This window comes from Sphingomonas sp. 28-62-20, assembly GCF_002281505.1.
Genome location: NZ_NCGH01000025.1, coordinates 20,498 through 32,642, shown reverse-complemented (window position 1 = coordinate 32,642; position 12,145 = coordinate 20,498). Strand labels below are relative to the sequence as shown.

The window sequence follows — 12,145 nt, the reverse complement described above, 5'->3', positions numbered from 1 at the left end:
CCCTCAAGGTCGCTCAGGATGAACGGATAGTGGGGAGAATTATTCGAGCCGAAGCGCCACCGAACGGGCATGGGCGGGCAATCCTTCCGCCCCCGCCAGCGCCACCGCCGCTGGGCCGATCGCGGCGAGGCTGGCCTCGTCGAGCTGGAGGAAGCTGGTGCGCTTCATGAAATCGAGCACCGACAGGCCCGATGAGAACCGCGCCCGCCTGCCCGTCGGGAGAACATGGTTGGGGCCAGCGACATAATCGCCGACCGCTTCGGGCGTATGGCGGCCAAGAAAGACTGAGCCAGCATGGCGGACCTTGTCGAACAGTGCCTGCGGATCATCGACTGCGAGTTCGAGATGCTCGGGCGCGAGGCGATCGACGAGCGGCATCGCTTCGGCAAAGTCGCGCACCAGGATGATCGCACCGTTCGCGTCCCAGGCGGCGCGGGCGACCTGCTCGGTGGCCAGCGTGGCGAGTTGCGCCTCTACCGCGGCGGCAATCTTGTCGGCAAACCCGGCATCGTCCGTGAACAGGATCGATTGACTGGTCGGGTCATGCTCGGACTGGCTGAGCAGGTCAGCGGCGATCCAATCGGGATCATTCGCGCCGTCCGCCACCACGACGATTTCGCTGGGGCCAGCGACCATGTCGATCCCGACCACACCGTAAAGCTGGCGCTTGGCCTCAGCGACCCAGGCATTGCCGGGGCCAGTGATGACATCGACCGGCTTGATCCGATCGGTCCCATACGCCAGCGCGGCAATGGCTTGCGCACCACCGATCCGCCAAACTTCATCGACGCCAGCAAGATGCGCGGCGGCGAGCACGAGCGGATTAATCTCCCCCTTCGGCGTCGGCGTGACCATGACGAGCCGGTCAACGCCCGCCACCTTGGCCGGGATGGCATTCATCAATACCGAGGAGGGATAGGCAGCGCGGCCGCCGGGAACGTAAACGCCCGCCGCCTCTACCGCTGACCAGCGCGCGCCGAGCCGGACACCGGCGTCGTCGGTCGTGTCGCTGCCTTCGGGGCGTTGCTTCGCGTGGTAGGTGGTGATGCGCGTGGCGGCGAGATCGAGCGCGGCGCGCAGGGCCGGATCGAGCGCATCATAAGCAGCACGGCAATCGGCAAGGTCGATCTGCCAGCCGGAGCTGTCGAGATCATGGCCGTCGAACTGCACCGTCAGCGCGGCGACCGCCGCATCGCCTTCATCGCGAACGCGCGCGATAATCGCGCTGACGTCACGTGCGACATCATCATCGGCTTCGCGGCGTGCATTAACGAGTGCGGTGAATGCACTAGCGAAATCGGGGGCGCGGGTGTCCAACCGAATCATGTCACGCCACCGCCTTCCGGAACGCATCGACCAGCGGCACCACTTCGGCACGGGTCTTGAACGCGGCGCGGTTGACGACCAGGCGGCTGGTGACCTGGGCGATCACCTCCACCTCGACCAGCCCGTTTTCCTTCAATGTGCGGCCCGACGACACCAGATCGACAATGCGCGGGGCCAGCCCGAGCAAAGGCGCAAGCTCCATCGCGCCGTTCAGCTTCACACACTCGGCCTGCACGCCGCGGCCCGCGAAATGCGCCTTGGTGACATGCGGATATTTGGTGGCGATGCGGACATGGCTCCAGCCGCGCGGATCATCCGTGGCGGCCATTGCGGCGGGCTCGGCGACCGACAGGCGGCAATGGCCGATACCGAGATCAACCGGCGCATAAAGCTCAGAATAAGCGAATTCCGCCAGCACGTCCGACCCGACAATGCCAAGCTGCGCCGCGCCATGCGCCACAAAGGTCGCCACGTCGAACGCACGGACGCGGATCAGCTCAATCCCGCCCTGGTTCGTCGTGAAACGCAAGGCGCGGCTGGACTCATCGGCAAAGGCGGGTTCAGGCACGATCCCGACGCGCGCCAGCAGCGGCAGCGCCTCTTCGAGGATGCGGCCCTTGGGCACGGCGATGATAATCGGGGGGAGGGTCGGATCGGTCATAAGCTGGCTGGCCATAGGTGGGGACGTGCGGCGGTGCAACAAGAGGGGAGAGCATGTGATGGCCGATGAAAAAACCAATCGCCAGTCGTTCACGGTGCAGGCCGACTATTGTGCCGCGATGGACGCGCCCATCACGACACGGGTCTGCCTGTCGCTGGGCCGGGTGATCGATCGCGAAACCGCGACGGGCCGGGCTGTGCTCGATTGGCCCGGCGAGCCGGTGGCGGACGCCATTGTGCTCCGGCTGGTTGGCGGGTTTCATGCGCTGCACCGTTCGGGCGCGGACTGGGGCGTGTCGCGCGTGTTCCGCGGCGAGCTGATCGACCCGACCGGCGTCGACGTCCTGCTGGAAGAGGCGCTGATCACGCATGACGCGGCGCTGCTGCCGTGGCTGGACGGGCCGCCGCAGACCAATGAAGCGGGCCGGTCGGCGGGACTGATGACTGGGCTGCTGCACCTTGCGCGTCGATTCGGGCCGAAAATCGAGCTGCTCGAAATCGGGTCGAGCGCCGGGCTCAATCTGATGATCAATCATTATAGCTATGATCTGGGCGGTGTAAAAGTTGGGCCCGATCCGGCTGCGTTGCTGATCAAGCCGGCATGGCGCGGGCCACCACCGCCCGATGCGCCGGTGGAGATCGTCGGCGTACGCGGCGTGGATATCGCGCCGGTCAATCTGGCCAATGACGCAGCGGCGGAGCGGCTGGCGGCCTATGTCTGGGTGGATGCACTCGAACGACAGACGCGGATCGATACGGCAATCGCGATGGTCAGGCAGCACGGCGTGTCGCTCGATCAGGGCGATGCGGCGGACTGGGTCGAAGCGCGGTTATTGGAACCACAGGCCCCGGACACGACGCGGGTGCTGATGCATTCGGTGGTGTGGCAATATCTGTCGGTCGAAGGTCGCGACCGAATTCGCGCGGCAATGGCGGCAGCGGGCGCGCGGGCGACCGGCGAACGGCGGCTCGGCTGGGTGATGATGGAGCCCAACCGCGATCTCCACCGCCATGAGGTGCGCGTACAGGGATGGCCCTGCTCCACGCCGATGGAGCTGGTTGCGTTGACACACGCCCATGGCGCTTGGGTGGAGGGGCTGGAGGCACCTTATGAGACGCGCGACTATGTGATGCGCGGCGGCGGCGCTGTGGATCAGCGGTAGTCGGGTTCGCGCGGAGACGCGGAGACGCGGAGGGGTTACGTTTGGCGCTTACGGTCGCCTCGAACGATGATGTTTCAATAGGGTTGGGGAGGGAGAGCCGCTGCGCGGCGAGAACCATCTCTGCGTCTCCGCGTCTCCGCGTGAACCAATTCACCGATAGCCGGGTAAGTCGAACCAATCGGCGGCGAGCGGCCATTGCTCAGTGACCTTATCCTCGAACACCGCATCGCGCTTTTCCAGAAAGGACGTCACCCCCTCCTTCGCATCCGCGCTGCCGCCGCGCACCCACACGCCCCGGCTGTCGATACGGTGCGCCTCCATTGGATGACCAGCGCCGAGCATGGTCCACATCATCCGTCGGGTCATCGCCACCGAAACGGGCGCGCTATCGGCGGTCAGTTCCAGCGCCAGCGCACGAGCGGCGGGGAGGAGATCGTCGGGCGCGTGCACGCTGCGGACCAGCCCGCCCGTCAGCGCCTCCTCGGCGCCGAACACCCGGCCCGAATAGCACCATTCCAGCGCCTGGCCGATGCCGACAAGGCGCGGCAGAAACCAGCTGGAGGCGGCCTCCGGCACGATCCCGCGCCGCGCAAAGACAAAGCCGAAGCGCGCCGTGTCGCTCGCCAGGCGGAAATCCATCGGCAGCTGCATCGTCGCGCCGATGCCGACCGCCGCGCCGTTGATCGCGCCGATCACTGGTTTGAGCGACTGGAAGATGCGCAACGTCAGCCGACCGCCACTGTCGCGAACGCCTTCATGCGCAAAATCGACCGAGCCGTCGGCGCGCACAGGTGAGCCACCCCCCGCCGACCCATCTTTTCCGCCGCGCTGAGCATAATCAAAGGTCGCGCCGCCGCTCGCCAGATCGGCCCCGGCGCAGAACGCCCTGCCCGCCCCCGTCACGATGACCGCGCGCACCGCATCATCGGCATCAGTAGCGTCGAAGGCTGCAACCAGATCAACCATCATCTGTCCGGTAAAGGCATTCATCCGATCGGGCCGGTTGAGCATGATGGTGGCGATTCCCCCGTCCACGACCAGAGTGATTGTCTCGAACTCGCGCATCATGCTCTCCTCCCCGCCCGTCTAGTCTGCCAGCCCAGTCTGCCCGTCCAGTCTGCCCGGCCATGATCGGGTGCGGTCGCGCAATCCTTGCCATGAATTGCACGCCGAGCAACCGCGTAACGGGTTTTTAGGAGGCAACGGGGTAGCGTTGTCGCGAAATCCTAGGGTGGGCCCGACGAACCATGAGCAAATTTCCCCTGATCGCGCCGCAACCGCCGCGGCTGAGCGAGCATGGCGATGCGCTGCGTCGCGTCGAGCAATCCGGCATTTTCAGCAATAATGGCCCTGAGGTTCGGGGCTTTGAGTCAGAGGTAACCAGCGCCCTTTTTGGCGGCCATGGCGACAGCCTGGCGGTCGCCAATGCCACGCTCGGGCTGATGATCGCGATCCGCGATGCTGCAGGCCCCCGCCATGCCCCGGGCGCGCTGGCGCTGATGCCCAGCTTTACCTTCGCCGCCACCGCCCAGGCGGCCATCTGGGCCGGGCTGACCCCCTTAATCTGCGACATTGATCCGCATCACTGGAGTGCTTGTGCTGAGGCCGAACAGGCATTGCTGGATCGCTATGGGGACCGAATTGCGGTGGTGGTGCCCTATGCGACGTTCGGCAATGCGATTGATCTGGATCATTATGCCCGGCTGCGCGCGCGCCACGGCGTTGGCATCGTCGTCGATGCAGCGGCGTCGCTGGGGACGATTGATCGCAGCGGCAAGGGTTTTGGCGCGACTGCCGATTTCGCCATCGTCCATTCGATGCATGCCACCAAAACCTTTTCGGTGGCTGAGGGTGGGCTGATCCATAGCGGTAATGCGGCGCTGATCGCCCGGCTGCGCTCAATGGTCAATTTCGGTTTTGAGGGCAGCCGCAGCGCGACCTTGCCCGGCATCAACGCCAAGCTGCCCGAAATATTGGCGCTGATGGCCCGGATGAAGCTGGCCGAGATCGGGCAGGTCTGCGCTAATCGTGCCGCGATTGAGGCGCATTATCGCACCGCGCTGCGCGAATTCACGATGCAGCATGTCCAGGGCCAACGCCGGGCATCGCAATTCATGCCCGTGCTGTTGCCAGCGGCGCTGGCGGGCGGGCGCGACGCCATCATTGCAGCGCTTGCCGCCAAGGGCGTCGGCGCGGGCTGCTATTTCAGCCCGCACCTGGCCGAACAGCCGCTGTTCAGGGCACAAGCGGTGATCACCCCAACGCCGGTCGCCGATGCCATCAGCGCGCGGATCATCTCGCTGCCCATCACTGATGCCATGCGCCCCGGCGACGCCATCGATATCGCTGGCATCTTTACTGATATCTGCGCCCGCGAAGGGAGCCGTACCGTCGCCGCGCGGTTGCAGCCAGCCCCGATCGCGTCGGTGCTGGTGATTGGCGGCGGCCCGGCTGGCACGGCGCTGCTCACCGCCGCGACCAAACGCAATTGCCTGACGGAACTGGCGGAATCCGGGCTGGTGATGGTCGAACGTGACGGGGCGATCGGGGGCGGGCGTTTGGGCGGCTATGCGATCACATCGGATAGCACGGCAACGACCTTCCTCACCGCCGTGAAGGATAATTGCCATCCCGCGCTGGCAGCACTTGCTGACCACCCGGCGGGCCAGGCGATCCGCGCCTATCCCGATACGGTCGGCGTGCCGCTGACGCAGGTTGGGCCCTTGCTGCAGGCCGCCGGCGACCAACTGGCAACGATCGTCACCGATCATGGCGGCACGATCCTGACCGGGCATGACGCCATCAAGGCGACCCAAGGCAAGGATGGCCTTTGGACGGTACAGCTCCGCCGCCGGATCGATGGCGCCGTGGTCAACCGGCGCAGCCGGGCGATCGTGATTGCAACGGGCGGGCACCAACCGGTTGATCGGCTGGCAACGCAAATCGTCGCGGGCGTCCCGCTTGCCGACATCTTGGGGGATCGGCTGGTCCAATCTGACGCGGTCTTGTCGGTTGGCGGGATGGCGGTGGTCGCCGAACGGCTGGCGGGCAAGAAATCGCCGCGCATCGTTGTGATTGGCGGGTCGACCAGCGCATTGGCGACGATCGCCCTGCTACTGAAGCACCAGCCTGCATTGCCGCTTGGCCTTGGCGCTATTTCCCTGCTCCACCGGCGGCCATTGCGCCCCTTTTACCCTTCCGCCGACGCGGCATTGGCCGAAGGCTATCGCGATTTCGGCCCCGACGATGTTTGCCCGGTCAGCGGCTTTGTGTATCGGCTCGCTGGCTTCCGGCTCGAAGCGCGCGAACTGGTGCTGCGGATGCTCGGGGTCGATGGTCGATCGCCCGAACCGCGCGTCCAATTGCACCAGCTGGCAGCAGACGACGATGACGCCGCTGCCGCCGCAATGCTGCAGAGCGCCGATATCGTCATTGCTGCGCTGGGCTATCGCCCGCATGCGCTGCCGCTGATTGACGCACAGGGGGAGCCGATCGCGCTGGCGGCCGATACAGGCGCGCCGATGGTCGATCACTATTGCCGCGTCACCGGGGCCGATGGCGCGCCGCTAAACGGTGTTTACGGGATTGGCCTCGCGGCCGGCTTCGTGCCCTGGGGGCGGCTGGGTGGCGAGGCGAGCTTTCGCGGCCAGGCCAATGGGCTGTGGCAATGGCAGAATGATGTTGGGCTGATGATTGTCGATCAGTTGATCGGTGATCGGGTGCGGGCAGTGGCATGACCGCACCGGCGATCAGCGTGATCATGGCGGCCTATAATGGCGCCGCGCTGATCGGCGAAACGATCGACAGCCTGAAGGCGCAGCATTTCAGCGATTTCGAAGTCATCATCGTTGATGATTGTTCGACCGATACCACGCGGGACATCCTCCGCGCGATTGACGATCCACGGTTTCGCATCATCGAATCGCCAATCAACCAGGGCCCCGTGCGCACCCGCAACTGTGCCGTGGCGGCGGCCCGCGGGCGTTACATCGCAGCGCTTGATCAGGATGATCTGTGCCACCCCGATCGGTTGGGCGCGCAGCGCGCCTATCTCGATGCCAATCCCGATACCGTGCTGGTCGCAACCGCAACGCGCGAGCTTGCCGACGGCGTGATCCGGCACTCCACCCTGCCAGCACTGACACGACCGGCACTGGTCGAATGGATGCTGCAAATCTGCAATCCGCTGGTCTGGTCATCGGTTATGCTGCGGCGCGATGCTGCGCAGCAATTGACGCCATTCACCCGCCCGGAATTGCTCTATGCAGAGGATTTTGATCTCTATCACCGGCTCGCGCCGATGGGACGGATCGCCCGGCTTGATGATGAGCTGGTCATCTATCGCAGCCATGGCGGCGGCGCATCGCAGCGCTTCACCACCACAATGAATGATAGCGCAAAGCGCGTCCTCACCGCATGCCATGAGCGCCTGTTTGGCGCAGAGGCCGGGATGCGCGCCGATCTGCTGAGCCGCCATGTGATGCACCGCGAACCGGTGCCCAACCGCGATCAGCTCGCCGCGCTCGGCGACACCTTGCTGCGCTTGCAGACTGATTTTCTCGGCCGCGTTGCGGTTGATGACGAAGATGTCCGGCTAATCCGTTGGGAAACCGCACGGCTGTGGGGGCGGATCGGGCGTGCCGGGCTGCGCTCGGGATCGATCGACCTGGCCGATACCGTTGCCGTCAGGCCCGATCATCTCGGGCTGGGCTATGCGCGGGTCGAAGAGCTTTTCCTGTCGCGACTGATCGGCGGCGTGCGCAGCGTCCGGCGCCGTTACGCCTGAACCGCAAAATCGACGCTAACCCTTAAAAAGCATAACGCAGGCCAACGCGGACATCGCGCCCGGTAAGGGGGGCAAAATCCTTGAGCAGGCTGGCATGACGGCGACCGGTTGCGTCGAGCAGATTAGCAGCAGCGATCCGGAACTGCAGCGCCGAATCGCGCCCCAATGGTCGCCAGGCCATGGATAGATTGACCATCGCAAAGCCCTCCGTCGGCGTCTCGAAGCGTGAGATCCGCTGCTGATCGAACACATATTCGATTTCGGCCCGGCCGTTCAGCGCCGCTGATCCCGCCTCTGCCCCGAACAAGACGCGCAGCGGCGGAATGCGCGGCACTGGCGATCGGTCTGACAGTGTTGCGCGGGTGTAATCGATCAAGCCGTCTAGCTTCACCGACCAGTCGTTGACGCGCGCGACATCAACCGATCCCTGCACTTCAAAACCCAGATAGCGCGCGCCGTCCTCCAGAAACTGGAAAACCGGCAAGCCATCGACGATCACACCGCTTTCGCGCGCAAAGATGTAATTGGAGAAATAGGTGTAGTAAAAAGTCGCGCTGCCGGACCAGCCGCGTCCTTTGCCGCGCAGGATAGCCTCTATCCCGTAAGAGGCTTCGACACCCAGCGCCGGATTACCGATCAACTGCCCCTGGGTACCGGGATCGACGCCCTGGGTGAAAAGCTCTTCCACCACCGGCGCACGCTCAGAATAATGGCCGTTCAGCGCAATCTTCCAGTCGCTCGACAGCGCGTAATTGCCCCCGCCGGATAGTGAAAACAGATCAAAAATCCGGTCGATCGCCGGATTGGCAAGGATCGGGTCGATTGCTGAGCTGATGCCGACATGCTCATAGCGAAATGACGCTTCCAGCTTGATCGGGTTGAGGTTCAGCTCATGCAGCGTAAAAAACGCGATCTGTTCGGTTTGCGATGGCGGCAATAACGGCGCCGGCCCAGTCACGCGGAAATCCCGCGCATAGAATTGCCCACCAAGCGTTGATTTCAGGTCGCTGCCTGCCTGGCCCAGCACCGCTTCCAACCGCGCTTCATAGCCCAAGTTCAGGAAGGTCGCGGTAATGGGGCCACCGACGATCACTTCATTATGCTTGTAATCGGCCCAGCCAAAGCGACCGCGCAGCGTCTGCAGCAGCCCTGTGCCATCAATTTCGAAACGGACATCGACCCGCTGCTGATCGAGATCGATTAGGCTATCGGGCACCGGATTGGCCGGATCGAGCGAAAAGCGCGTCGGCAGGCCGTAGATGCTCTCATAATTGCTGAACGAAAAGCCGATATGGCCATTGGGCAGGATCAGCGACGCACCGCCTGCAAGCTCCCAGGTTTCAAACTGGGTGTTGGGCAAGGTGCCCCGGAGATCGGCGAGCGAGGCGATGGCCGGGTCAGCGACGGCGCGCGCCTGCGCCCGCGCCGATGGGCCAAGAATGAAACCGCCACTGCGCACAGATGCGGCATCAAGATATTGCCCGTCGAGATGCAGCACAACATGCGACGCGGCTTCGGCATCGACCCTAAAGCCAAGCGTGCGTTCGGCGGCCGCACTGCCAAAGCCGGCGGCGAGAACGGCATCAATCCCGTCGCGTGGATCGCGCCGGGCGATCCGCCCGCTAACCGCGTTGACCACGCCGCCTGCCGATCCAGAAGCATAGAGCAGGGTCACTGGCCCGCGCAGCAGTTCAATCCGATCGGCAACGATCGGGTTCAGCGCAACCGCATGATCGGGGCTGGTATTGGAGGCATCGAGCGTGCCGATGCCGTCGATCAGCAGCCGGGCGCGTTCGCCCTGAAACCCGCGCAATACGGGCCTTGACGCGCTGGGGCCGAACGAGGTGGAGGATGCACCGGGCAGATGCGCCAGCGTTTCGCCGATCGTCGATCGCGCCTGAACGGCCAGCGCCTCGCCGGTCAGAACGGTGCTGGAGGCGATTTCACTGGTTCGAAAGCGCAGGCGGGTGCCGGTGACGACAATATCGGACGGGATATCCGCCATGGCGACCATGTCGAGCGCTTCGCTGACGGTCATGCCATCGACCATCGTCGCCATCTGGTCCGGCGACATGGTTTCGGGATCGGGCATACTGACCGGCGCCGCGCTTTGTTGCGCGGCGCCGGCAGCGGGTATCGACAGTGGCACGGTTTGTGCCACGGTCGGGGCGGCGGGGATGATGAGTAGCGCCGCCCCGACGATGGCCTTCTTCGGGGGGAGGGGAAAGGCCATCGTTCCGTGTCTTCAATGCTTAGTTGATGCGGTAAACCACGGGGCAGTTCACCACGAACCCAACCGCGCGGAATGCGCCGCCATCAAGGCTTTGCAGGAAACCGCGTTCGTCCATTTCAGCGGCCTGCAGCGCGCTGGTGATGCGATAGCGATAGCCCTTCTGGATCGCCTCATCCTTCCAGACCAGCGGGAAAATCCGCCACATTGGCGAATAGTCGAGGTTGATCGTTGGGATGCCGCCCAGCACGTTGAGGGGACCACCTTCACCGCTCAGTGCGCTGACCAGGCCCTGGCGATGCGGATTGTCCTTGCCGGTCGGCCCGTTGACGACGACGACGATACGCTCGGCGGCTTCACCCGGCGACGCATCTTCCAGCGCGAAGGGCAGATCCGCCAGTGCCGGTGCAAAGGTGGCGGTTTCCAGGCTGGCGACCAGCGGATTATTGGCTTCGGTCGACAAATAGAAGATCGGCTTGTCGAAGGTGTAGCCAAGCGTCAGCTTCAGCGTCACGGTTTCATCGCGCGGGCAGATCGCCACAACCTTGTCATGCACCTTGGCATGATCGACATTGCCGTCGCACATCGTGTTGAGTTCGGCCTCGGTCGCTTGCGACACGACCGGCGCATTGAGGATCACCGACTTCGACGAATTGTCGATATAGACCATTGGCGAATAGGCTGCATCGCCGACCGAACCCGGCTGAAAGCTCTTCGGCGGAAACGGGTTGGCTGCAGCGCCAGGAACAATCGACAGCACCGGCTTGAAATCAACCGAACCGGCGTTGAACGTGAAGCTGCCGTCCTTTTCGATCGTCGCATGGCGGGTGGCAGCACCGGTCAGGCTATAGGCCATTTTCGGCGAATAGTTGACGCCGTGCAGGTTCGACAGATTTTCATCGGTCGTGTCGGTGATGATGAACCACACCGGCGTGCCATTCTTCAGCTTGCCCTTGCGCAGCGGCAAGGTTGCGGTGCCCTTTTCCAGATCGATATTCGCTGATTTCATCAGCACAACCGGCCCCAGAAATTCAGGCTTCACTTCCGAAGGCGAAGGCTGGGCCGTGATCGTGCGCTGATCAGGATAGATTGATGCGGGTGCGCGACGAATTTCCGACAGCGGCCGACCTTCCTTGCCGCGGACGACGACGTCAGCGCTGGCCGGCATAGCTGCAGCAATGGCGACCAGGGCGGCCGCACCTGCAAGCAGGGTGAATTTGGTAAAGCGTGCTTTTGGCATGAGGCCACTCCCGGTTGTTGGCGTGCGGCCACCTCCAGAAAATCCTGTCGACCGCTGCATCCTTATCGCCCCGGGCTGCCGTTCAATGCTTTCAGGATGCCGTTGCTTTTGCGAAACCTTGCGGTGAGATGAATAATTTCACGATATTATTTCGTTAGAGCGCCAGAACCCGCAATATCACGATAGCACACGGCTCCAAGTTGGGCGTAGAAGGCCATGCAGGAGCTGTCCGATGATGCCCTTAAATGCGCTGCACCCTTGGAGTTTGATGCTGCAGCGCGGGCAGCCTGACCCCCCGATGCCCATGACGTTGGTAACGCTGCGCGGGACAGAAGGCGCGTGCGCGGACGAAGTTGCTTTTTACACCGATGCCGAATTTGACGCCCTGGTCGATTGGGCAAAATCTGGCCTGTTTGTCATGGCTTTTGTCGCTCGAGAACGTGACGAACTAGTCCTGCTATGCACTGAATCGGTCGAAGCGATGCGGCTGCAAGTCAGCCAATTGCCGCTGGTCGCAGCCGGTCTCGCTAAAGCCGATATTCGGTCTGTCGCCACGCTCAGATTGGCTGGCCGCCCCATCCCAATGCACTGACGTTTCCGGCGATTGCGATTCGGCAATTTCAGGCAGTTTGGCGGTAAAACTATCTGAATATTGCGGTTTTTTGGCGCGCGCCCCCCCGATTGCGTGACCATGCAGCGCGCCAAGATGATATAAAGTGTCGCGACCCAGACCGTAGCGC

The 12,145-nt window shown here is 63.7% G+C and carries 9 protein-coding genes; 4 read left to right on the top strand and 5 right to left on the bottom strand.

The genetic code is table 11. The features are described 5' to 3' along the window. Positions 1-39: 39 nt before the first annotated feature. Positions 40-1,326 (bottom strand): histidinol dehydrogenase, encoded by a 1,287-nt coding sequence (gene hisD / locus B7Y43_RS16790; RefSeq protein WP_374132831.1) that lies wholly within the window; start codon positions 1,324-1,326, stop codon positions 40-42. Between the two features lies 1 nt (position 1,327). After that, positions 1,328-1,987 carry an ATP phosphoribosyltransferase gene (hisG, locus tag B7Y43_RS16785; RefSeq protein ID WP_374132830.1) on the bottom strand — a complete coding sequence of 220 codons (660 nt, stop codon included), beginning with the start codon at positions 1,985-1,987 and terminating at the stop codon, positions 1,328-1,330. Positions 1,988-2,045: 58 nt separating this feature from the next. Between hisG and B7Y43_RS16780 the strand changes: the two genes are divergently transcribed. Next, entirely contained in the window at positions 2,046-3,149 is a 1,104-nt protein-coding gene (locus B7Y43_RS16780) for a DUF2332 domain-containing protein (RefSeq protein WP_374132829.1), read from the top strand. 150 nt (positions 3,150-3,299) lie between these two features. On the opposite strand, the gene B7Y43_RS16775 is transcribed toward B7Y43_RS16780, so the two are convergent. Continuing rightward, a complete protein-coding gene (locus B7Y43_RS16775) occupies positions 3,300-4,217 on the bottom strand; it encodes a crotonase/enoyl-CoA hydratase family protein (RefSeq protein ID WP_374132828.1) in 918 nt (305 codons plus the stop codon). Between the two features lie 179 nt (positions 4,218-4,396). On the opposite strand from B7Y43_RS16775, the gene B7Y43_RS16770 reads away from it, so the two are divergent. Both B7Y43_RS16770 and B7Y43_RS16765 read left to right on the top strand, forming a co-directional pair. Further along, a complete protein-coding gene (locus B7Y43_RS16770) occupies positions 4,397-6,886 on the top strand; it encodes a DegT/DnrJ/EryC1/StrS family aminotransferase (protein ID WP_374132827.1) in 2,490 nt (829 codons plus the stop codon). Next, complete coding sequence (locus B7Y43_RS16765) at positions 6,883-7,935, top strand: glycosyltransferase family A protein (protein ID WP_374132826.1); 1,053 nt, start codon at positions 6,883-6,885, stop codon at positions 7,933-7,935. The genes B7Y43_RS16770 and B7Y43_RS16765 overlap by 4 nt, the downstream gene beginning before the upstream one ends. A 22-nt stretch (positions 7,936-7,957) precedes the next feature. Here the strand turns inward: B7Y43_RS16765 and B7Y43_RS16760 are convergent, their stop codons facing one another. Together B7Y43_RS16760 and B7Y43_RS16755 are read right to left on the bottom strand one after the other, a co-directional pair. Continuing rightward, positions 7,958-10,168 (bottom strand): TonB-dependent receptor, encoded by a 2,211-nt coding sequence (locus B7Y43_RS16760; RefSeq protein WP_374132825.1) that lies wholly within the window; start codon positions 10,166-10,168, stop codon positions 7,958-7,960. A gap of 19 nt (positions 10,169-10,187) precedes the next feature. Then, the gene (locus B7Y43_RS16755) at positions 10,188-11,405 is read right to left on the bottom strand and encodes a hypothetical protein (RefSeq protein WP_374132824.1); all 1,218 of its coding nucleotides are present in this window, start codon (positions 11,403-11,405) and stop codon (positions 10,188-10,190) included. Between the two features lie 232 nt (positions 11,406-11,637). Between B7Y43_RS16755 and B7Y43_RS16750 the strand changes: the two genes are divergently transcribed. Then, complete coding sequence (locus B7Y43_RS16750; RefSeq protein ID WP_374132823.1) at positions 11,638-11,997, top strand: hypothetical protein; 360 nt, start codon at positions 11,638-11,640, stop codon at positions 11,995-11,997. Positions 11,998-12,145: the final 148 nt, after the last annotated feature.

Bases quoted from the DNA above. Each gene is read 5' to 3' on its own strand.
- B7Y43_RS16760 (WP_374132825.1), bottom strand. From the start codon at position 10,168: ATGGCCTTTCCCCTCCCCCCGAAGAAGGCCATCGTCGGGGCGGCGCTA.
- B7Y43_RS16775 (WP_374132828.1), bottom strand. From the start codon at position 4,217: ATGATGCGCGAGTTCGAGACAATCACTCTGGTCGTGGACGGGGGAATC.
- hisD (WP_374132831.1), bottom strand. From the start codon at position 1,326: ATGATTCGGTTGGACACCCGCGCCCCCGATTTCGCTAGTGCATTCACC.
- B7Y43_RS16765 (WP_374132826.1), top strand. From the start codon at position 6,883: ATGACCGCACCGGCGATCAGCGTGATCATGGCGGCCTATAATGGCGCC.
- B7Y43_RS16750 (WP_374132823.1), top strand. From the start codon at position 11,638: ATGATGCCCTTAAATGCGCTGCACCCTTGGAGTTTGATGCTGCAGCGC.
- B7Y43_RS16755 (WP_374132824.1), bottom strand. From the start codon at position 11,405: ATGCCAAAAGCACGCTTTACCAAATTCACCCTGCTTGCAGGTGCGGCC.
- B7Y43_RS16770 (WP_374132827.1), top strand. From the start codon at position 4,397: ATGAGCAAATTTCCCCTGATCGCGCCGCAACCGCCGCGGCTGAGCGAG.
- hisG (WP_374132830.1), bottom strand. From the start codon at position 1,987: ATGACCGATCCGACCCTCCCCCCGATTATCATCGCCGTGCCCAAGGGC.
- B7Y43_RS16780 (WP_374132829.1), top strand. From the start codon at position 2,046: ATGGCCGATGAAAAAACCAATCGCCAGTCGTTCACGGTGCAGGCCGAC.